The sequence below is a fragment of the Streptomyces luteireticuli genome, assembly GCF_041519305.1.
GTDB lineage: Bacteria > Actinomycetota > Actinomycetes > Streptomycetales > Streptomycetaceae > Streptomyces > Streptomyces luteireticuli.
This window is the reverse complement of record NZ_CP167928.1, coordinates 570,943-592,396: the sequence shown is the minus strand read 5'-3', so window position 1 is coordinate 592,396 and position 21,454 is coordinate 570,943. Positions and strand designations below refer to the sequence as shown.

Annotated in this window: 17 protein-coding genes and 1 pseudogene; 6 read left to right on the top strand and 12 right to left on the bottom strand. The window is 70.4% G+C overall.

Annotated features, from left to right (window positions below; all coding sequences use genetic code 11):
- The first annotated feature begins 76 nt into the window (after positions 1 to 76).
- The 4 genes from AB8735_RS38545 (at position 77) to AB8735_RS38530 (ending at position 7,731) form a co-directional block, all read left to right on the top strand.
- Positions 77 to 3,172, top strand: coding sequence for a lantibiotic dehydratase (locus AB8735_RS38545; protein ID WP_372412422.1), 3,096 nt, complete (start codon positions 77 to 79; stop codon positions 3,170 to 3,172).
- Positions 3,169 to 4,434 carry a lanthionine synthetase C family protein gene (locus AB8735_RS38540; RefSeq protein WP_372412420.1) on the top strand — a complete coding sequence of 422 codons (1,266 nt, stop codon included), beginning with the start codon at positions 3,169 to 3,171 and terminating at the stop codon, positions 4,432 to 4,434. Before AB8735_RS38545 ends, AB8735_RS38540 begins: the two co-directional genes overlap by 4 nt.
- A gap of 21 nt (positions 4,435 to 4,455) precedes the next feature.
- The gene (fxlM, locus tag AB8735_RS38535) at positions 4,456 to 6,543 is read left to right on the top strand and encodes a methyltransferase, FxLD system (protein ID WP_372412418.1); all 2,088 of its coding nucleotides are present in this window, start codon (positions 4,456 to 4,458) and stop codon (positions 6,541 to 6,543) included.
- A gap of 93 nt (positions 6,544 to 6,636) precedes the next feature.
- Complete coding sequence (locus tag AB8735_RS38530; protein WP_372412416.1) at positions 6,637 to 7,731, top strand: hypothetical protein; 1,095 nt, start codon at positions 6,637 to 6,639, stop codon at positions 7,729 to 7,731.
- Between the two features lie 405 nt (positions 7,732 to 8,136).
- On the opposite strand, the gene AB8735_RS38525 is transcribed toward AB8735_RS38530, so the two are convergent.
- From AB8735_RS38525 to AB8735_RS38490, 8 genes are all read right to left on the bottom strand, one after another.
- On the bottom strand, positions 8,137 to 10,266 hold the full coding sequence (locus AB8735_RS38525) for a hypothetical protein (RefSeq protein WP_372412414.1): 2,130 nt from the start codon (positions 10,264 to 10,266) through the stop codon (positions 8,137 to 8,139).
- Positions 10,263 to 11,360, bottom strand: coding sequence for a hypothetical protein (locus AB8735_RS38520; RefSeq protein WP_372412412.1), 1,098 nt, complete (start codon positions 11,358 to 11,360; stop codon positions 10,263 to 10,265). Before AB8735_RS38520 ends, AB8735_RS38525 begins: the two co-directional genes overlap by 4 nt.
- 13 nt (positions 11,361 to 11,373) lie before the next feature.
- Positions 11,374 to 12,666, bottom strand: a complete 1,293-nt coding sequence (locus AB8735_RS38515; protein WP_372412410.1) for a hypothetical protein — start codon at positions 12,664 to 12,666, stop codon at positions 11,374 to 11,376.
- Positions 12,666 to 12,953 (bottom strand): hypothetical protein, encoded by a 288-nt coding sequence (locus AB8735_RS38510; RefSeq protein WP_372412408.1) that lies wholly within the window; start codon positions 12,951 to 12,953, stop codon positions 12,666 to 12,668. Before AB8735_RS38510 ends, AB8735_RS38515 begins: the two co-directional genes overlap by 1 nt.
- 3 nt (positions 12,954 to 12,956) lie before the next feature.
- Positions 12,957 to 13,967: an NlpC/P60 family protein gene (locus AB8735_RS38505; protein WP_372412407.1), complete on the bottom strand. Its 1,011-nt coding sequence runs from the start codon at positions 13,965 to 13,967 to the stop codon at positions 12,957 to 12,959.
- Positions 13,968 to 14,140: 173 nt separating this feature from the next.
- A complete protein-coding gene (locus tag AB8735_RS38500) occupies positions 14,141 to 15,781 on the bottom strand; it encodes an FtsK/SpoIIIE domain-containing protein (protein WP_372412405.1) in 1,641 nt (546 codons plus the stop codon).
- Positions 15,781 to 15,969, bottom strand: coding sequence for a hypothetical protein (locus tag AB8735_RS38495; RefSeq protein ID WP_372412403.1), 189 nt, complete (start codon positions 15,967 to 15,969; stop codon positions 15,781 to 15,783). Before AB8735_RS38495 ends, AB8735_RS38500 begins: the two co-directional genes overlap by 1 nt.
- A gap of 116 nt (positions 15,970 to 16,085) precedes the next feature.
- On the bottom strand, positions 16,086 to 16,508 hold the full coding sequence (locus AB8735_RS38490) for a hypothetical protein (RefSeq protein WP_372412401.1): 423 nt from the start codon (positions 16,506 to 16,508) through the stop codon (positions 16,086 to 16,088).
- Between the two features lie 228 nt (positions 16,509 to 16,736).
- Here AB8735_RS38490 and AB8735_RS38485 point away from each other — a divergent pair, with 228 nt between their 5' ends.
- Together AB8735_RS38485 and AB8735_RS38480 are read left to right on the top strand one after the other, a co-directional pair.
- Positions 16,737 to 16,973: a hypothetical protein gene (locus tag AB8735_RS38485; RefSeq protein ID WP_372412308.1), complete on the top strand. Its 237-nt coding sequence runs from the start codon at positions 16,737 to 16,739 to the stop codon at positions 16,971 to 16,973.
- Positions 16,974 to 16,986: 13 nt separating this feature from the next.
- Positions 16,987 to 17,265 (top strand): DUF6087 family protein, encoded by a 279-nt coding sequence (locus AB8735_RS38480; protein ID WP_372412310.1) that lies wholly within the window; start codon positions 16,987 to 16,989, stop codon positions 17,263 to 17,265.
- Between the two features lie 154 nt (positions 17,266 to 17,419).
- On the opposite strand, the pseudogene AB8735_RS38475 reads toward AB8735_RS38480, so the two are convergent.
- The 4 genes and pseudogenes from AB8735_RS38475 to dxr all read right to left on the bottom strand — a co-directional run.
- A pseudogene (locus tag AB8735_RS38475) lies at positions 17,420 to 17,848 on the bottom strand (4-hydroxy-3-methylbut-2-enyl diphosphate reductase); the annotation flags it as partial.
- Complete coding sequence (locus AB8735_RS38470; RefSeq protein WP_372412399.1) at positions 17,845 to 18,930, bottom strand: polyprenyl synthetase family protein; 1,086 nt, start codon at positions 18,928 to 18,930, stop codon at positions 17,845 to 17,847. The gene AB8735_RS38470 and the pseudogene AB8735_RS38475, both read right to left, overlap by 4 nt.
- Positions 18,927 to 20,075 carry a flavodoxin-dependent (E)-4-hydroxy-3-methylbut-2-enyl-diphosphate synthase gene (ispG, locus tag AB8735_RS38465; RefSeq protein WP_372412398.1) on the bottom strand — a complete coding sequence of 383 codons (1,149 nt, stop codon included), beginning with the start codon at positions 20,073 to 20,075 and terminating at the stop codon, positions 18,927 to 18,929. Before ispG ends, AB8735_RS38470 begins: the two co-directional genes overlap by 4 nt.
- Position 20,076: 1 nt before the next feature.
- Entirely contained in the window at positions 20,077 to 21,330 is a 1,254-nt protein-coding gene (dxr, locus tag AB8735_RS38460; RefSeq protein ID WP_372412396.1) for a 1-deoxy-D-xylulose-5-phosphate reductoisomerase, read from the bottom strand.
- Positions 21,331 to 21,454: the final 124 nt, after the last annotated feature.

The window sequence follows — 21,454 nt, the reverse complement described above, 5'->3', positions numbered from 1 at the left end:
CGCCGCGCGACACGCACGCGCGGCGGCACCAGCCGTCCCCTCATTGCGCATTCGTAGCCGTCACGCGGAGGTCCGTGTGCTCCATCCCGCTCGCGCATTCCGATCCGGCAGCACCGCCTTGGTCCGCGCCGTCGCCGACCCGGCGCCCGCGGTCCCACCGTGGCCCGACCTGACCGACGACACCCCGGCAGGGGCGGCGGCCCAGGCAGCATGGCTCCGCGGCGTGTGGGGCGCGGGGGGCGTTGCGGAGGGGATTGGGCACGCCAGCCCCGCGCTCGCGGACCGCGTCCGCGCGCTGTGCGGGGCCGAGCATCCGGACGTGCGCGACGTGCGGCGCGTAGCGCTCTCCGTCGCCCGGTACTTACTGCGGGCAGAGAACAGGGCGACGCCCTTCGGGCTGTTCGCCGGCGTCACCACGGCGTCCTTCGGCTCGGCGGCGGCCGCGGAATGGGGCACGGAGCACCTGGCGGTGGTCCGTGCCGGTGCCGAGTGGCTGTCGTCGGTGGTCACCAGGCTGGAGAGCTGCCCGGAACTGCGGGCGCACCTGCCGGTGGTCGCCAACAGCACGCTGGTAGTCCGCGGGGACCGGGTGATCGTGCCGTACCAGGCGGACGTACGGAAGCAGGGGACAGCGGCCGTCGAGGTCTCCCTGCGGCACACCGCTCCTGTCCGCGCGGCCCTGCTCGCCGCCCGTGCCCCGATCCGGTTCGCCGACCTGGAGGCACTGCTGGCCGCGGACTTCCCAGAGGCGGCCGTGGAGCAGGTCAATGGGCTGCTCACGGAACTGGTAGCCCGCCGCGCCTTGATCACCGGCCTGCACGCGCCGAGCACCGAGACCGCCCCGCTGGAACACGTGATCGCGCAGCTGGAGATCGCCGCGCACGACGGCCCGCGCCAGGACCATGTCGCCGATCTGGTGGGCGCGTTACGGGGTATCCGGGCGGACCTGTTGCAGTGCATGGCCCGCCCTGTGGGCGAGAGCAGGGCCGCCCGGGAGCGTGCGGCTGCGCGGATGCAGCGGTTCGCCCCGGTGCGCCGCCACCCCTTCGCGGTGGACCTGCGCCTGGACGCATCGCTCCGTCTGCCCCAGGCCGTCGCCGACGAGGTGGAACGCGCGGCGTTCGTCCTGGCCCGCACGAGCGCCGCCCCGTACGGGCAGGCGGTGTGGAAGGCGTATCACCAGCGGTTCTACGAGCGGTACGGCCTCGGTTCGCTGGTGCCGGTGCTGGATGTCGTCGCCGACAGCGGGATCGGGTTCCCCGACGGCTACCCCGGGTCCGTGGTCCAGGAGCGGCGTTCGCCGGTGTCCAGCCGTGACGAAGCCCTGATGGCCCTGGCGCAGCGCGCGGTGCTCGACGGCCTGGACGAGATCGTGCTCGACGAGGCGCTGCTGACCTCGATGGAGCTGGGCACGGTGCGGCTTCCGCCGCATCTGGAGGTCGGGGTCCGTGTGCACGCCGCCACTACGCAGCAGTTGGCCCGGGGGGATTTCCGGCTGGAGGTGCTGAGCGTCTCCCGGGGGATCGGTGTCGGCACGGGCCGTTTCCTGAGCGTGTTGGATCCGCGCGGTCGCGCCGCCGTGGCCGGGGAGATGACGACCTTGCCGGCCGCCGACACGGTCACCGTTCCGGCGCAGTTGTCCTTCCCGCCGTTGGAGCCGGAGACCGCGCACGTCACCCGTGCCCCGCAGGTTCTGCCGCTGGTGGTCAGCCTGGAGGAGCACCGGCTCCCGGGTGAGGGCGTGCTGACGGTCGAGGACCTGGCGGTGGGCTGTGACGGCCGCCGCCTGTACCTGGCTGCGCCCGCGCTCGGCCGCCGGGTCGAGGCCGTGGCGCTACACGCGCTGAACCTGCATCGGCACACGCCGCCGCTGGCCCGCTTCCTGATCGAGCTGAGTCGCGCCTCCTACAGCACGGTGAGCGCGTTCGACTGGGGCGCGGCGAGGACGATGCCGTATCTGCCGCGTCTGCGCTACGGGCGGACCGTCCTTTCCCCAGCTCGCTGGCGTCTGGAGTCGGCCGAACTCCCCGCCCGCTCGCGCCCCCGTCCCGAATGGGACCGGGACTTCACTACCTGGAGGTCCCGGCGCCGGGTTCCTCGGCAGGTGTATCTGACGGAGGGGGACCGGCTGTTGCCGCTGGACCTGGACGAGGCGAACCACCGGGTGCTGCTGCGGGCCCACGTGGACCGTGGGGTGCCCGTGGTGTTGACGGAGGCTCAGCGGGAGGCCGGGTGGTGCGGGGGCCGGGCGCACGAGGTCGTCGTTCCCTTGAAGGCGCTCGCGCCGCCGGCCTGGCCGCGCCTGCCTCAGCCGAGCACGGCCCGGGTCCTGGGCCGGGGGCACGGGCTGGCTCCGGCCGCATCTCGGGTGCTGCTCGCCGGCCTGTACGGGGACATCCGCCGCCAGGACACCGTGCTGGCCGAGCACGTACCCGACCTGCTGGAGCGTCTCGGGCAACCGCCGTGGTGGTACGTGCGGTTCCGCGACCCGGACCAGCACCTGCGACTGCGCATCGCGCTGAACGACCCGCAGGAGTTCGGGACGGTGGCCCGGACGGTGAGCGCGTGGGCGGCCGAGCTGCACCGTGCAGGGCTGTTGAGCGAGGTGCGGTATGCCACCTCGTACCCGGAGACGGGACGGTGGGGAGCGGGGGCGGCATGGGACACGGCCGAGGAAGTGTTCCGCGCCGACTCGCGCGCCCTGCTCGCCCATCTTCGGCAGCCGGTCCGGCCACACCGGCGGGCGCTGGTCGCCGCGCACACCGTCGCCATCGCCCGCGCCTTCCTCGGCGACACGGCCGCGGGGATGCGGTGGCTGATCGACCGCATCCCCGCACCGGCGCCGGAGCCGGTCCCCCGCGCGCAGTTCACCGAGGCCGTACGGCTCGCCGACCCGCGCGACGACTGGGCCGCCCTGCGTGCGGCCCCGGGTGGCGACGCCATCGTCGACGGGTGGGGCGAGCGCGATGCGGCGCTGGCCGCCTACCGTCGCCGCCTTCCCAGCCTGGACGCCGTGGGCATCGATCCCGATGCCGTGCTCGACTCCCTTCTCCACCTGAGCTTCGCGCGTGCGGTCGCCGTGGACTTCCCCGAGGAGGCCATCTGCCTGTACCTGGCGCGGTCCGCCGCCCTCGCCTGGCGAGCCCGAACCACCAACGGGAGGTCCGCGTGACACAGCACCCGGCCGCACTGGACCTGGCTCGCGCGCTCGCCGACCGCCTGGCTCACCCCGACAACGTCCCGCACGGGCCCGGGTGGTGGCGGCAGTCGCTCGCGCACGGCCTGCCCGGCATCGCGCTGCTGCACATAGAGCTCGCCGCCACCGGCCACAGGCCGTGGCAACGGGCCCACGACTGGCTCACCGCCGCCGCCCGGCAGCCGTTTACCAGCGGGCCCGACAGCCATCCCTTCTACGGGGCGCCTGCCTTCGCCCACGTCCTCGCCTGCGCCGCCGACCACCTGCCCGGCTCCTACCAGCGTGCCTTGGACGCCCTCGACGCGCAGATGACCATGGACGTCAACCGGCGTCTGTCAGCCGCGCGCCGTCGCATGGACGCCGAACGCCTGCCCGTTCTCGCCGAGTTCGACGTGATCCGGGGCCTGACCGGCTACGGCGCCTACCTCCTGCGCCGCACCGGCGACAGCGATGTCGTACGGGCCGTCCTGGACTACTGCGTCCAGCTCACCGAGCCCCTCACCGACGGCAGGGATGTCCTGCCCGGCTGGTGGACCGACACAAGGCCCTCGGGCCGGATGGACGACACCTTCCCCGGCGGGCACGCCAACTCCGGAATGGCGCACGGCATCGGCGGCGTCCTCGCCCTGCTGGCCCTCGCCGCCCGGCGCGGCATCCTCGTCGACGGCCACCACAGAGTCCTGTACACGATCCTGCGGTGGCTGGACCGGTGGCAGGAGGAGACCGGCTCCGGCCCGGCCTGGCCGTACTGGGTCACCCGCGACGCGCTCCACCGCGGCCGCCCCGCCGCGTTCACGCCGCGTCGCCCGTCATGGTGCTACGGCACCGCCGGCCTGGCCCGCGCCCAGCAACTCGCCGCCCTCGCCCTCGGCGACATCACCCGGCAGATCAAGGCGGAGAGAGCGCTCGTGGCCGCCCTCACCGACCCCGCCCAGCTCAAGGCCACCACGGATAACGGCCTGTGCCACGGGATGGCCAGCCTCGCCCATATCGCCGCCCGCACCGCCCAGGACGCCCACGCCTCCACCGCCGGACAGCTCCAGGCCACCATCCCACCGCTCCTGACCGCGATCTGCCCGCCCGGCACCGACACGATCACCGCCGCCGATGCGGTCGTGAGCGGCGACGCGGGGGCCGGGCTCCTCGACGGCGCCGCGGGCATTGCCCTGGCCCTGCTGACCCCTGCCACCGGCACGCCGCCCCGCACCGCGTGGGACGCCTGCCTGCTCCTCACCTGACCGACCGAAGGAAGCCCCGTCATGCGCTGGCAACAGCACAACATCGTCTTCACCGACCGCGACCGCGCCAAGCGGGCCATCGCCGAACGCCTCGGCCCGGCGCTGCTCGCCGCCGAGGACGCCGGGGAACTCACCGGCTGGTGGTACATGAACAAACAGCCCTGGCCCCTGCGCTACCGCGCCCCCGAGCCGTCCCCCCTCATCGAACACCTCCTCGGCGACCTCTTCGACGAGGGCGTCGTCCGCTCCTGGATGCCCGGCATCTACGAGCCCGAGGAGTTCACCTTCGGTGGCCCGCGGGCCACCGAGGCGGCCCACACCCTGTACCACGAGGACAGCCGCCACCTGCTCACCTACCAGCCCGGCCCCGGGCACCTCGGCCGCAGGGAGACCGCCGTGCTCCTGGCGAGCGCCCTGATGCGGGCCGCCCGCCTCGACTGGTACGAGCAGGGCGACGTCTGGGCCAAGTACGCCGCCCTGCGCCCGGCCCCGGAACAGCTGACCGCCGAGAGGACCGCCGCTCTGGCCCCGGCCATGCGCACGCTGATGACCGCCGACGGCCAGGCCCTGTGCCGGCCCGGAGGCCCGCTCGCCGGACACACCCCGTGGATGGACGCCTTCGAGAGCACCGGGGCCGCCCTCGCCGACCTCGCCACGGGCGGCCGACTCACCCGCGGGCTGCGCGCCGTCCTGGCCCATCACGTCATGTTCCACGCCAACCGTGCCGGCCTCGCCTGGGAGGACCAGCACGCCCTGTCCCACATCGCACGAGAGGTAGTCATGGGATCGAGTGACAACACCCCATCAGCAGCCGCAGGCCCGGCCGAGATCGTTAGCGTCAGCGCGGTGAACACCGACACGATCACCGCCCACGAGACCGACGCCGAACGACTCCGCAATGCCCTGGTCGATCAGATCAAGAAAGCCGGGCGCGCCCGAACCCCTGCCGTCGAAGCCGCTCTGCGCACGGTGCCCCGGCACCTTTTCGTCCCCGACGCGTCGCTCGAAGCCGCCTACGCCGACACGCCGGTGAACATCAAGTACGCCGACGACGGCACGTCGATTTCCTGCGCCTCCCAGCCGGGCATCGTCGCCCTCATGCTGGACCAGCTCGACGCCCAGCCCGGCGAGCGCATCCTCGAACTCGGCGCCGGCACCGGCTACAACGCCGCCCTTCTCGCCCACCTCGTCGGCGAGAAGGGGCACGTCACCACCATCGACATCGATGACGACCTGGTCGACGGCACCCGCGCCCATCTCGCCGCGGCCGGCGTCACCAACGTCGAGGCGCTCACGCGGGACGGCGCCCTCGGCGTGGCTGACGGCGCCCCGTTCGACCGGATCATCGCCACCGTCGGCGCGCACGGCATCCCGCACGCCTGGCTTGACCAACTCACCCCCGCAGGAAGGCTCCTGGCACCCCAGCGCCTCAAGGGCAGCGTCTCCCGCTCCATCGCCTACGAGAAGCGCGACGGCCGATGGCTGTCCACCGGCTCCGCGATGAACACGTTCATGCCCCTGCGCCGGGGCATCGCCGACGACGACCGCCGCGTCGTCCCCCTCAGCGCGGACGGCACCGTCCGCCTCCAGGCCCCTGCGGCACAGGAGATCGACGCCGCCGCCCTGGCCGACGTGCTGGAGCAGCCCCGCACCGAGGAGTGGACCGGCGTGACGGTCCGCGCCGGGGAGTCCCCGGAGTGGATGGAGCTCTGCGTCTCCTGCACGCTGCCGTCCGGCCTGATCCGCATGCTGTTCCCCCAAGAGGCCAGGGGAACGCTCCTGGTAGAGGACCCCTACCCCTCCGCGACCGCGGCCGTCGACAAGGGTGCCGTCACCTACCTCGCCCGCCGCCTCTCGGACCAGACCACCCCCGACGGCAGCAAGCTCTGGGAGTTCGGCGTCATCGGTCACGGACCCGGCAGCGACAAACTGGCCGCGACGGTCGCCGACGCCGTCCGCACCTGGGACCGCGACCACCGCACCAGCGAGGCCACCTTCGAGATCCAGCCCCTCGACGCCCCCGCCGTCGAGCCGCGGCCCGGACGGTTCGCCTTCGACACCCCGCTCAACCGCATCGTCATCGAGTGGCCGGCCGCCCCGACCGCATAGGCACTGCCCGTGGTTCCCGCTGACGGCGCGGTGCGCCGCCAGCGGGAACCGCCCCCGATCGTCCCGACAACACCGCTGCCCGGGAGGAACCCGATGGACGCCCACGGCCCGTTAGCCACACGGTTCCCGCTCATCGCCCGACCCCGCCCCGCCTGCCTCCCCCTGCCCGACCGTGTCCAGGGACTGGCCAAACTCGCCGACCAAGCCCAGCAACAGCACAATCAGGGCCTCGCCTCCACCGTCTTCAACCAGGCCGCGCTGCTCGCCAGCGACCTCGCCCTCCCCGACCTCGCCCGAGACCTGTGCCTCCAGCACGTCGACGCCTACCTCGACGCCTACCCACTCCCGGCAATGAGCGCGATCCGCTGCCTCGAACCCGTCGTCAACCTCGCCCGCCTCCACATCCGCGCCGGCCACCCCAACGACGGCCTCCAACACCTGCTCGATCTGTACGACGCCGTCGACGAGGACAAGATGGTCGTGCTCGACAACGTCACGGTCCCCATCGGGCTCATCCGGACCGCCGAGGACCGGCACGAAGTCCGCGCCTGGCTGTGGCGGGTCCTCCTGGCCGACGGCACCCGCACCCTCACAGGCGCGGGGCACTGGCGGGAGGCCCTGGCCCACATCGAGAAGCACCGCGGCGTGGGCACGAGGATGTTCGACGGCCGCCAGGTCGCCGTCATCGCCGCCCTCACCACCGGCGACACCCAGCAGGCGGCGGACCTCCTGGCCGCCACGGCTCCCGGCGACCCCTGGGAACACATCGTCACCACCAGCCTGACGGCACTGTGCCGCCGCGCCGCCGGCAAGCTGCACGATCAAGAGCTGACGGACCTGGTGAACGCTTATCTCCACCACGAGGCTGAACCCGGCGCTACAGTCTTCGACCTCCGCCTCGGCCTCACGGTCCTTGACACGATCGGCGTCGAACACCCAGCAGCCCACCGGCTCGTCGCCGCACTCGCGCGGCGCATCAGAGCGGCCCGCGACGGCTACGCGGCTCGTGAACTCCTGGCGTACTCACCCGCCGCTGAACACCTCGCCGAAGAGCAAGCCACCGACTGCCACGATCTCGTCCGCGCCTGCGCCCTCGGCTCAGGAATCCTGCCCGCCCGGCTCGATCGCATCTTGTCGGCCGCCCTCTGTACGAGCGACGCAGTGATTCGAACCGGCCATACTGCTTGACGACTTGGGAAGTCGAGTGATCCCCCTGGTACTGCGCCCCCACCCAATCCTCGGCGCACCGCTCACATCGATCCCTCCTGGCGCACCAGCAGTACACGGGCTTCCGGTCACATGTCGCACGCGCACGTCCGGGCGCGTCCGGGACGGGCGGTGTGGCTGGCGGCGGTCTACGACGACGCGCCGTGTGCAGCGCTCATGCTGCAGGTCAAGGACCCTGCCCTGCGCGATCTGCTGGCAGCCCGATCTCACCACGATGTCTGGCCAAATCCCCAGTCTGCCCGAGAACGCATGGTGGAACGGCCCGGGCAGACCGGCAGGTTCTCCTGGCCTGCGGAGGGCCAGCCGAGGTCCGGCGTCCGCGCCGCCACCATGTCCACGAGATCAGGTTCAAGGAGCTGGTGTGGGTCAGAGGTCGGAGGGGAGTTTTTCCCCGGTCTCTCCGTCGTACGCGACGCCGGTCGGTGAGAGTCTGATGGTTCGGGAGGCGGCGCGGCTTCCTTCCTTCCAGCTCTTTCCGCCTATCGCCACACGAACTGTCACATCGGCGTTGCGATCTTTGACCGGTAGCTCGATTTCCGGGCTTTTGGGGTACCAGTCTTTTTTGACGCTTTGGGCGCTCTTTCCGTCTGCGTCGAGGCGTAGGTATTTGGCGTTGGGGTTGAAGGACGATCTCAGTTCCACGATGACGGCGTCTCCGTCTCGGGTCCAGTGGGCGACTACGTCGGCGTCGACTGAGTCAACGGTCAGGCTGGCGCCGGACCTTCCTTTATAGGCGGCGGCTTTTTGCTGACGTTCATCGCGCCTGGTGTCGTTTTCCGCTTTCTGCCATACGCCGGTTGCGGTGATTGCCAGAGCTGCGATGGCGGCGACGTAGGGCCAGGTACGGCGACGGGTGCCGGACCGGGGCTGGGCGTCCCCGGCCGTGGGCGCGGGCGCGGGAGGATCGGGGAGTCGATGCCATTGGGCGGAGGAGTCGTCGGTGTGCTCGAACCAGGCTGTGCCGTCGTTGTTCCCCATTCGGGCGACGGTAGCGCGCAGTTGAGCGGCCTGGGCTCGATTCCCGGACAGTTCGGCGACCTCGGCGCGGGTGAGGAGCCAGGCCGCGACCTGGGGGGAGTTGATGCCGTGGGCGGTGATGTCCTCCCGCTCGCCCAGCGCGGCGAGTTCGGCCGCTTCGCTGAACCGTCCCTCGGCCGCGGCCTGCAGGGCGGTGTGATGCCGGTGGTCGGGCTGCGCGTTGGGCGGCAGATCGCAGTCCAGCCCGTCATCGGTGCCGGGGTCCTCGTCCTCGTAGAGCTCTTCGGGCACCGCCTCCTTCTCCAGGGTCACGGCGGGTTCCTCGTCGGCGGCCATGGCCTCTTGAGCCTCTTGGGCCTTGCGGCGGCGGGTTGAGGTGTCGGTGAGGCGGGCCTCGTCCTCGTCGAGAGTGGTCTGGACGACGTCGATGTAGTCGGGGCCGACCTTCCACACGGCCTGTCCAGGCGCCAGGGTCGGAATCTTGGCTACAGCCCACCCTGGCAGACCGAGGATGGCTCCGACGATGGCGGCCTCTTCGGGACCGAGGCGTCCGACATGGGCGATCTCGCAGAGCCGGGCCAGGTCCTGGGCGCGGCCGTCGCCAAGGTCGGACAGTGTGTGCATGACCACGTCCAGCGACAAGGCGGCCTTGCGGGAGTTCTTCAGCAGCCGTTGGATCAGCTCGCTCGTGGCCGGGGAGAGGAGGATCTGCCAGGCCTCTTCGAGCACCAGGTGCCGGTGCACGGCGGTCGACTGCCGCAGCCATACGTGCTCGACCCAGCAGGCGATCGCGGCCATGAGGGCGGGGATCGCGGGGCTGTTGCGGTCGAGACTGCTGAAATCGAAGCTGATGATGGGCAGGTCGGTCGGGGGCAGACTCGCGTCCGGACCGTCGAAGAGGCCGCGCAGCGATCCTTCGGTGTAGCGGGACAGGGCGATGGCGACGCCTTCGCCCCACGCGGCGAGCTTGTCGGCCGGCCACCGTCCGTCCTCCGGGGCCACGAGTGCATCGACCAGCCCGCCGAGCCGGTCGGCCTTGGGGCTGTTGAGGGCGTGCTGGAGAGCATGGGTGGACTGGGGGGTGAGCGCTTCGGGCTCGACCGCGGCGATCAGCGAGCGGATCAACTGCTCGCGTACATCGGCCCCGAACTCAGGGCTGCACGGGTTCAGGGTGAAGGTGCCGGCCTCGATGACCAGGCCGCCGAGGGATCGGGTGAGCTTGCCCCACTCGCCAGCGGCCGTCTCCTCCCCGAAGGAGTCGATGACGACGTACTGGTGGCCGTGGTGCAGGATCTCGCGGCGGCACCGCACCTTAGCCGTGGTGGACTTGCCCGACCCGAGTCCGCCCAGGGCCAAAGAGTTGGTGGCGGGCAGGACGGCGGCATCGACCAGGACCGGGGTCAGACGGAAGGGACGGCCGTCCGTCTCGGAGCGGCCGATCGGGACGCCGGGAAACCGGGTGCTGGCGGCGACCAGGGGCGCCGTGATGGCAGCCTGTGTTGCAGGCAGACGGATCACAGGACGGCTCCCTTCCTGGTGGGTGCGCCGTGCGGGGTGGTCATGACATGGGCGCGCTGTTGCTGGCCGGTGAGCCAGTCCAGGGAGATGCGGTGCCGGTCGGCGGTCAGGGAAGCGTTCCAGCGGGCGGCCGTGACCTCTTCGGGGCTGTCGCCCCACACGGTCAGGTAGGCGTCGACGTCGACCAGACACGAGCCTTGCACGAGGGCGTCGCGCACGGTGTCGCTGGCCGCTTCGTTCGCTTCCTTCTTGATCGTGTCGGTGGGGAAGGCCGCGCCGGCGGCGGCCTGCCATTTCGCGGAGCGGCGGGACTGCGCGGCCGGCAGCGGCCGGTAGAGCATGGCGAAGGAGCGGTCCGCGGCACGTTCTCCGGGGCGGTTGGCGTCCTGGCCGAGCAGGAGCTTGGGCATCAGGTCGCCGCCTGTCTCGGCGGGCCAGCCGGTGATCCGCGCGGTGGCCGCATACCGGCCGTCCTCCAGCGCGGCCCAGGTGCCGGAACGGTCGATCACGGCGGGAACCGGCTGGGGGGTGGCGGGGGTCAGGACGCCGAGCGCGGCGAACTCGCCCTCGATCGTGCCGAGAACGCGCTCCGGCTGCCCGATGAGCCCTTTGGGGATGTGCACGGACACCGTCTGCTCATGGTCGGTGCAGTCGCCCACCGCGGCGTGGTGGGCGACGTGCACCTGGATGCCCGCGGTCCGGGCCTGGCCGGCCACGAACGTCAACGCGCGGGCGAACATCGCGTGGAAGTTCTCCCGCAGGTAGGGGTCCTGCATGGTGCCGTGGTGCGGGTACAGCGTCCACGTCCTGGTCGTGCCCGCGCTGGTGGCCAGGGCGGGGGTGGTGCGGCGCTCGCGCCAGTGCCGCACCCCGACCGTCGCCCACCGGGCGACCGAGCGGTGCCCGGGCGCGACATTGACCAGTGAAGCGATCCCGGCGACGATGCCGAACGCCCAGACGGGCGGCGGCTGCAGCATCACCGATGCCAGGATCGCGGCCCCCGCCCCGGCGTTCACCTTGGTCAGCACGGCCTCCACGGGGCTGAGCCCACGCTGAACGGCAGGGACACGGTAGCCGGGGGTCAGGGAGTACATCGAGAGCCCTCCTTCAGGGGGTAGCCGGCCCGCCGCCCAATCCGCCCGACCGAGGCGGCGGCGAACCGGGCGCCGGCGACGTCGGCGTGCGCCCGGACGCGGACGCAGGGCTGGAGCTGGAGTTGGGGGCGGGTGTCCCGCGCGAACCTGCCGGCTGGTTGGCGCGGGCGCGGCGGCGTGCCTCCGTGAGCTGTTGGGTGCGCGCGGCGTCGTTGGTGATCTGGTCGGTGACCGAGTTGGTCGTCAGCCGTCCCGGCCGCGGGCGCGGCCTGGCCCCGTAGGCGGCGAACAGGACGTCGGCGTCCTTGCCCATCCCCCGGCCCGGGGTGGTCACCAGGCGGGGCCCGCGCGGGCTGTTCTCCTGCTCGTAGAAGTCCGGCACACCCGCCCGAACAACCTTGCGGACCAGAGGGTTGGATGTGCGGCTCTCCACCATCGACCGCGCGGCACGGGCCATCCGGGGCCCGAAGTACGGCACCCCATGGAAGATCATCCGCAGCATCAGGACATCCGCGGCGACCAGCAACACCCCGTCCACCACCAGCGACCCCTTGGCAAGGGCCACGAACGGCGCCACCAGCAGCAGCGCGAACGGCGCGAACATCAGACCCAACAGCTTCTGCGCCCACGCCTGAACGGCGCTGGTGTCGCCCCCACGTGCCAGGGACGCGAGCACCAGCGGCGACATGCACACGAAAGCCAAGATCCCGAGTTGGCGCGTCACGAAGACCAGCGCAGCGAAGCCGAGCGCCACGCAGAGGGCCGCTACCATGATCAGGATCGCCAAGGGGTTCCCCGAGTCCGCGCCGTGCTTGAGGTCCTGGGGGATGACGCCGAACAACGTCGCCTCATCCGAGTCGAACGCGACCTTGAAGCCTTCGCTGATGGCCTTGTTGAGCAGCATCACGGCACCGGGTACGGAGACCATGCCAGCCACGGCCACCAGCGTCCAGCCGGTCGAGTACCCCAACTGCCTGAGGCGCGGCGCGCCCTGCCACGCGGACAGAGCACACACGACAATCACGCACGTGAAGATCGCGACGGCCAGGTGCTGGCCGAGCCACAGGAACGGCGTGAACACCTCGTCCGTGGCCTTCTCCGGCGCCCACGCCTTGTTGGGTGCAATGAGCCCTTCGATCTTGTCGATCAGCCAGCGGGCGAGATCTTGGACGTGGTCGGAGGCTCCGTCGGTGAGCCCTTTCCCCGGGCCGGGAGGGGTGTGCCCTCCCCCGCCCCCGCCATCCTTCCTGACGCAGTACGGGTATGCCGGCGATCCCTTGAGCAGGTCGCAGGGGTCCTTTGCCATTACTGCCGCCCGGACGTGACGGTGGAGAAGAGGTCGGCGCCGTACATCGCCAGGATCACGGCGACGAACAGCGTGCCGATGCCCATGGACCCGGTCCGCAGCGCGCGCCGGGGGTCGTGGGCGGTCTGGAGGAGCATGCGGACGGCGATCACCGCGATCACGGCCGCGATGGCCTTGGTGACCAGGCCGGCGCCGGTCAGTCCGATGGAGTTGAAGAAATCGACGAACCCGACGGAGAAATCGGTCGGCTTGGCGAGCTGCACCGAGTCGGCGACAGACTTGAGCATGGGTCAGATCTCCTTTGTGCCGTGAATAGGCCGGGCGGCGCCGAACAGGTCACTCATCGAATCGAGCGGGTCGAAACGGACCTTCGTATCGGGCCGCGCGGCGTTGATCATGTAGCCGCCGCCGATGTACATGCCGACGTGATGAATACTCGATGCACTCGATCCGTAGAACACCAGATCACCGATCTGCATGTCCTTCGGATCGACAGGCTTGGATGCCGCGTACTGCGCCTCCGCCGTGCGAGGCAGGGTGATACCGACTTTCGCGTACGCGTAGAGAACCAGGCCGGAGCAGTCGAAACCGCTGATACCGGCCCCGGAACGGCCCCTGGGCGAACAGCACGTTCCCGTGCTCGGGCCGGACGGGCCGCCGCCGCCCCACGAGTACGGGGTGCCCAGCATGTCCTGAGCCGCTTTCACGGCAGTAACACCCTGCTGGGCCGTGATGGTCGTCCCGGCCTTTCCTCCCTCCTTACTGGCCTGGCTGGCCAGGGCGTTGATGGCACGGACATAGTCCCGGGTCTCCGCAATGTTCGGGACGCCCTTGGCGTCGATCACCGCCTGGGGTCCGGCATTGTAGGCGGCGAGCATGTTGGACTGCTTGTCACCCGGTACGTCCTTCACGTCCTTGGCCAGGGTGCACAGGTATCCCGCTGCTGACGGTATGGCGTCCTCGGGATCCTCTATGTCGCGCCTGCCGTCCCCGTTCCCGTCGATTCCGTATTTCTCCCACGTGGACGGCATGAACTGCGCGATCCCCCGGGCCCCGGCAGGGGACTTTATCTTGGGATCGAAACCGGATTCCTGGCTGAGGAGTGCGGCCAGGAGATTCGGCGTGATGTCCGGGCAGGTGCTGCCCGCCTTCTCGATCAGAGCCCGGTACTTGGACGGAACACTCAGGCTGAGCGCGGTGTTCAGGACCGCGTCGTCGCCGGCGGCCTGGACGAGCGCGCCCCCGATGACGAGCACGGTCGCCCCCGCGCCGACCGCCACCGCTGCGGTGCCAGATCTCAACAAACCTTCCCCCTCCCTGCTGTTTTCGGTGTTCTCCCTGTTCAGCGGTTGTTTCCGGGTCCGCTGGGAGTCCGCTGGCGGTCCGCTGGAGACCCGTCCGGGGAGCGGTTCGGGCCCGCCGCTGGACGGGTTCCAGCGGGTGCTCAGCGGGCTCCCAGCGGACTGCTGGCAGGTCAGGAACCGGCCCTGAAGGCGGTGGTGAGGTCGGACAGCCAGTAGCCGCGGACCACGCCCGACTCGTCCTTTCCCGGCGAGACGCCCAGCAGCTTCGAGAGCTGCTTTCCGCGCTCGCCGGCCCGGGGTTCCGTGATCCCGAGTGCTGGTGCCAGATCGGCCGTGGCCATGAACTCCACCCCCTTGTCCCGCAGCACGTCAATTGCCTTCTTCAGCGGGGTGTCCGGGGCCGCGCTGAGGTGCTTCTGGCGCCGGTCATGCGCTTCGTCGATGACGTCCCAAATGAAGTCGTCAGGGAAGTTGAATCCCCGGATGTGGGTGGACGCCCCGTGCACGAACAACACGGCCTGACCCTTGTGCTTCGGGTTGAGGAGCACGGGGTTGATCGGCGCCATCGTGGTGAAGTACGAATCACCGAGGGTGACCTTTGCGGCGCCTTCGGAGTCAACGTACAGGCACGCCCGGTACTGGAACTGAGCCCTGACATTGACCGGGATCGCGTCCTTGTCCGGACGCTGCGTCAAGAAGATGACGGAGACACCGGACTCAAGTGCCTTGGCGACCACGTACCGCGACTTGTCCTCAACCCGGGAAACCAACTCCCGGGATTCCTTGCTGCCGTTGGACGCATAGAAGTCTGCCGCCTCGTCCACGATGAAGAACAGCCGCCTGAACCGGGGCTTCTGCTGCCGCGCCCGGATTGCTTTCTCGATCTCCGCGTACCGATTATCCACTTCGGAGATCAGGTCATCAAGCATGTTTTCCAGGACGGCCGGTTCGGTGGACGACTCGTAGCGCAGGGCGATTTTCGCGAACCTGGCCAGGCCAATGAATTTACCGTCCAGCAAAATCATGTCGAAGTCATCGCCGTAGGCGACGCACAGGCAGGTGATGAGCCCGTTGAGCAGAGTGGTCTTGCCCATCTGGCTCATGCCCGCGATGAGCATGGAGGCTCCGTCGAACGTCTCCACGCCGGACAGCGCGCCCGTGACGTCGTGTCCGAGGGGAATCCCTTCGAAGGCGCGGATCTGCTCGCGGCTCGGCGGGGCGAACAGGCGGCTGAACGGCGGCTCTTTGAGGACCAGGAGCCGTACTTCGCGTTCGGTGTGCCGGGAGGTCTCCAGCTTCAGGTGGAGCCGGGTGACGCCGAGCATCGAGCCGATCGGGCCGAGCCGCTTGGCCACGTCCTCGTGGGTGCCGCCCTCGGGCAGGAGGAACGTGTACTGCGTCCCGACGTCCAACACCCTGGTGTCGACGTCGTGCAGGGGGATCACGTCGTCCTTCCCGATCGCCCCCGTACGGACGAGGGCGCGGGTCAGCTCCGGATGGGGCACGTCCCCGCCCGCGGGGGATTCCTGCGCCAGGACCTCGGACGACACTTCAGCGGGCTGTCTGGCCCATCTGCGGACGACTTCCGTCTTGATCCGCCAGGCCAGATACCCGAGCCCGACCAGTACGCCCACGGTGAGGAGCACCGCGGCCGGCCACGGCAGGCCCGTCCGGTCCTTGATGGCGTACAGGATGCCCAGGACGATGATCAGGCCGCCGATCGCGCCGGCACTCTGGCCGTAGACGTCCTCAACCCGGTCGTCGTCGTACCGATTTCTCCGGTCGTCGTACCGGTATCTCCTCCTGCCCATCAGCGCGCCCCGCCGGCTTCCTCCTCGGCGACGGGATCGGCGGGGGCGGGCCGGACGTGGCCGTCCGCCGCCTGCCGGGGAAGCTCCGGGACGGTGTGCTGCGGCGGGATCAGGGGCGGGTTGGTGTGTGGCGCGATTGCGGGCGCCGCCGGGGCGGCCGATTGTGCCTGCGTGCTGCGGGTCGACATGCTGGGTGGTGCCTCCTGCCGGTGACGTACTGGTCGTGGTGCTGGAGGTCCGGGCCGGCGGGCGGGACTGCATCCCACCCGCCGCACCCGTCACAGAAAGATCACTCCCCGTGAGGTTAAGCGCCTGGTCTGACAACAGGCCAGGGAATATCAGCAATCCCCGCTGCGCAGCCCCCGCCCATCCCGGTCCACCGTGCCGCCGAGCGGGACGACGCCGCGGTGGCCGCAGCCTGGCGACGGCACTGGCCAGGCGTCGCTTCCATCGGGGCCGGCCCATCCTCTGGGGCGGTCTCGGGTTCGGAGAACGCCTTCGCGGCGAGCTCGCGCATCGCCATGGTCTGCCGCTCCACCGCCTTCGCAATGGCCGGGTCCAACCGGCGCGGCGGCACGGCGCCCATACCAACGGCAACGCCGCCAACGACACCGTCCAGCAGGGCAACGCGGCCGTCGACACGGTCGCCGGCCTGGTCAAGTGCACCGTCAACCAGGGCAACAAGGGCCTCAACGGCGCCGACGACGATCTCGGCTGAGCTGATCACCGGCCCCACCGCCGCACGCACCGCCAGCCGGGCGTGCGGTGATGGGCGCGGTGAGCTCCAAGCTGTCAAGCGCCACCAGCGTCACAGCCAGGGCCAGCGGACTACCGGTAAGCCGTCTGGAGACCAACACCACCCGCGATGCCGATAGTTACCGACCATGACCGTTCTCACCGGTAACCGCTGTACCGACTTCCCAGTCCGAGGCCGGGCTTCGACCGGGTCAAGGTCATGGACCATATCGACTTGGCCGGCGCCCTGTTCGACGAGAGCGAGCCGGAGCAGGGCACCGCCGCGGCCCAACAGGCTCTCGTCGATACTGCCCGCGTCGATTCCACCCTCGTAGCCTCCTCCCGTCTGAACACCCTGCTGGCCGCCGTCCGCCCGCACCGCACCGCCGCAGTGGAGGACGTCCGCACCCGCGCGGCCGATCTCGCGGCTTCCCGCCCGCCGACCGCCGCAGCCTGAGAACATCGCCTCCATGGGCAAGCACTCCCGGCCCGGGCCGCCCAACCAGCCCTCCCGCGCCATCCCCCGCCTCGACACCGACGACCCGCTCGCGGCGTACAACAAACGGCGCCGACCGCCACTGGACATCTACCGCCGCCACCGCCCACTCCACGGCCGCGCCTGCCACCTCCACTCCGACGGGCCCAGAGCCCTGGAGGAATGGGACGGATTCGCCTTCGCCCCCGCCGGGACCGCGGCCGACCTCGCCGCAGCCCAGCAGTGGGCGAACGAACGGCTATCCAGCGAGTGAAGAGGCGGGCGGAGCAGCAAGCCCACCGAATCGATCAAGGTCCGATTCGGCACCTCCCGGGCCGGAGCCGTGGACGTCGCGCTCTGCACCAGCGCCTCCGTCGACACGGTCGTCCCCGCCCACCCCGGGGTCGGCTGGGGGCAGCTGCGCGGGGGTCGACGAGGGTGATGTGATCGGGCGCCTCACCGCTGGTGCCGATGACTTCTTCGTGGCCTTCGTGGCCGATGAGGAGGATGTCGTAGTCCTCACTCACGTAGCGGACGGCTTCCTTGTGGACCTTGGTGACCAGCGGGCCGGTCGCGTCGATGGTCGCGAGCCTGCGGCGTGCGGCTTCCTCATGGATGTGTGGTGCGACGCCGTGGGCGGACACCTGCGAGGTGTCCTCGACGAAGATCGCGCCCTTCTTCTGAAGGGTCTTGACGACGTAGGTGTTGTGGACGATCTCGTGGCGCACATACACCGGTGCCCCATACAGTTCCAGGGCTTTCTCCACGGTCTGGATGGCGCGTTCGACGCCGGCGCAGTAGCCGCGGGGGGCGGCGAGCAGGACGCGACGGCTGCCTGACCGCGTGGTTGGGGTCATGTGGTCCTCCTCGTTGCGACGTGTGCGAGGTGGCTCAGGGCGGCGGCTGTGTCGGGCGGGATCGGGGCGTGGGTGAGGGCGTGTTCGGCCTGTTCGCAGCGGTCCGTGATCATCCGTTCGACGGTGTCGCGGGCGCCGGTGGCGGTGATGATGTTCCGGGCGACGCTGGCCTGGTCGTCGGTGAGTTGGGGGCAGCCCAGGAAGCGGCGGAGCTGGTCGGCCTGGGTGGGGTTGGCGCGCTGGAGGGCGAGGGCGGTCAGGGCGGTGTGTTTGCCCTCCCGCAGGTCATCCAGGGCGGGCTTGCCGGTGAGGGCAGGGTTGCCGTAGACGCCGAGGAGGTCGTCACGGAGCTGGAAGGCTTCGCCGAGGAGGAGGGCGAAGTCACTGAGGGCTGCGCGCAGTGATTCGTCGGCTCCGGCGAGGGTGGCGCCGATGTGCAGGGGCCGCTCGATGGTGTATTTGGCGGTTTTGTAGCGGCAGATGGCCAGCGCGAGGGGGAGGTTGGTGGAGGACGTGCCGGCACTGGTGAGGTCGAGGTACTGGCCGTACATGACCTCGGTGCGCATGACGTCGACCAGCGGCAGGACGGCGGTGAGCTGGCGGCGGCTGAGGCCCGCGGTGTGCAGGAGTTCATCCGCCCACGTCAGGGCGAGGTCGCCGATGAGGATCGCGGCAGAGGCCCCCAACTGGTCTGCCGCGGCGGCTGTGCGCCTGTCGCGGTGGCGGGCGGCGAGGGCGTGGTGGATGGTGGGTTTGCCGCGGCGGGTGTCGGAATGATCCATGATGTCGTCGTGGATCAGGGCGAAGGCGTGGAACATTTCCAGCGAGGCCGCTACGCGCAGGACGGAGTCTGGGGTGCCGTGGCCGCTGGCGGCGTGCCAGCCGGCCGCACACAGCAGGGGCCGCAGTCGTTTGCCGCCCGCTGCCAGGAAGTCGCGCAGGACGGTGGTGACCTCGTCCGGCATCCGGTGGGCCGCGGCACTGGCGGCCTTGCGGGTGAGAAACTCGGCCAGGATACCCTCGGTCTGCTCGGCCACCGCGGCCAGAGTCCCGGGGCCAGCGAGGGTGGACGGGGTGCTCACCGGCCCGCTCCGTCCTGTGTTTCACCCAGCGCGGACGGTGTCTCCTCGACCAGGCGCAGGGCCTCGTCGAGGAGGGTGTCGACGATTTTGGCTTCGGGTACGGTGCGGACGACTTCGCCCTTGCGGTAGATCTGGCCTTTGCCGTTGCCGCAGGAGACACCGAGGTCGGCTTCGCGGGATTCGCCGGGGCCGTTGACGACACATCCCATGACGGCGATGCGCAGGGGGTGGGGGAAGCCGTCGAAGGCGGCTTCGACCTTGGCGGCGAGGTGGTGGATGTCGACCTGGAGGCGGCCGCAGCCAGGGCAGGAGACGATCTCCAGCCTGCGGGGCCGCAGACCGAGGGACTGCAGAATGTGAATACCGGCTTTGACCTGCTCGACCGGGGGTGCGGAAAGGGAGACACGGATGGTGTCCCCGATCCCCTCACCCAGCAGGATCCCGAACGCGACCGCCGACTTGACCGACCCCTGCAGCACAGTGCCAGCTTCGGTCACCCCCAAATGGAGCGGGTAGTCGCACCGTTCGGCGAGCTGGCGGTTGGCAGTGATAACGGTGAGCGGGTCGTGGTGCTTGACCGCGATCTTCAGATCACGGAAGCCGTGCTCCTCGAACAGGGAGCACTCCCAAAGAGCCGACTCAACCAGGGCTTCGGGGGTAGCCCGGCCATATTTCGCGAGGAGCCGGGGGTCTAGGGAGCCAGCATTGACGCCGACCCGGATCGGCACATCCGCTGCGAACGCTGCTGCGGCGATCTCGGCAATCCTGTCGTCGAATTTCTTGATGTTGCCGGGGTTGACGCGGACGGCGGCGCAGCCGGCGTCGATGGCGGCGAAGACGTAGCGGGGCTGGAAGTGGATGTCCGCGATGACCGGCAGTTTGGACTTCGCGACGATGGCGGGGAGGGCAGCCGCGTCATCGGCGGAGGGGACGGCGACGCGGACGATGTCGCAGCCTGCGGCGGTGATTTCGGCGATCTGCTGGAGGGTGGCGTCGATGTCGGTGGTGGGGGTGGTGGTCATGGTCTGGACGGAGACCGGTGCGCCGCCGCCGACGGGGACATCGCCGACATGGATTTGTCGACTGCGGCGGCGCACCGGAGTGGTGGGGGGCGGGGTGGGAAGGCCGAGGTCGATGGGAGGCATCTCAGGCTCCCCTCGCTGGGTGGGCGAGGCTCGGGTCTGGGCGCAGGATTGGGGTGAAGCGAGTGTCGAGGCGCCTGTGAGTGTGCCGTCGCGCCCAGGTATCGGCGGCTTGGACGGCGTCGAGGGTGAGGTCCCGGTCGAGTACGGGGGTGTGGTGGTTGAGCGCCTGCTCGATGGCATCGGTGATGGCGGTGAAGGGGATGGCACCGGCGAGAAAGGCAGTAACGGCTTCCTCATTGGCCGCATTGAATACAGCCGGTGCGGTGCCGCCCAGTTGGCCTGCGCGGCGGGCCAGAGCGAGGGCGGGGAACCGGTCCTCGTCCACAGGTCCAAAGGTCCAGGTATGGGATGTTGTCCAGTCGCACGGTGCGATAACTGCCGGTGGGGGGCGGTGTGGCCAGGCGAGGGCGGTGGCGATGGGCAGGCGCATGTCCGGCGGGGCTGCCTGGGCGAGGGTGGAGCCGTCGGCGTACTCGGCCATGGAGTGCACCATGGACTGCGGGTGGATCACGGTGATGATGCGGTCGTAGCCGAAGCCGAACAACGCCTGGGCCTCGATTAGTTCCAGTCCTTTGTTGACGAGGGTGGCGGAATTGATGGTGACGAGCGGGCCCGTTCGCCATGTGGGATGAGCGAGGGCCTGGGCCGGGGTGACCGTGGCCAGTTTTGCTCGGGTGTGGGTATGGAAGGGGCCGCCGCTGCAGGTCAGGACGAGACGCCGGATACCGGGTACGGGGCAGGCGTAGGCCCAGCCGGGCAGGCACTGCATGATCGCGCTGTGCTCGGAGTCCACCGGCACGATCTGCCCCGGCCCGGCGGTCCTGCGGATCAGCTCGCCGCCGGCCACGAGGGATTCCTTGTTCGCCAAGGCCACCCGGCTCCCGGCTTTCAGCGCGGTGAGCGTGGCCGGCAGACCCGCCGCTCCGGGCAGCGCATTCAGCACGACGTCGCACGACCACCCGGCTGCCACGGCCAGGCCCTCCGGCCCCGGCACCACCGTCGGAACCGGGAGACGGGGCCGGCCCTCGGCCCACGCCAGGGCGGTGAAAGCCTCCGTGAAGCCCCTGGCCGCGGACGGGTCGGTGACGGCCACCATCCGGGCACCCGTTCGCAGCGCCTGGCGGGCCAGCAGACCAGGGTTCGCTCCGCCCGCCGCCAAGGCCACAGCCCGGAACCGGTCTCGGTGGGCGGCGATGACGTCGATGGCCTGGGAGCCGACCGAGCCCGTCGATCCCAGGACTACCACCGACCGCACGACTGTGCCCTGATCACCTGCCTCGGCCGGTGCAGGGCCCGGTACTGCCCCCGTGGTACGGCCGGGTGATTCCGGCGCAGCAGACTGGGCGTGGTTGACAGCCGAGGGGCTGCCGGACGTGCAG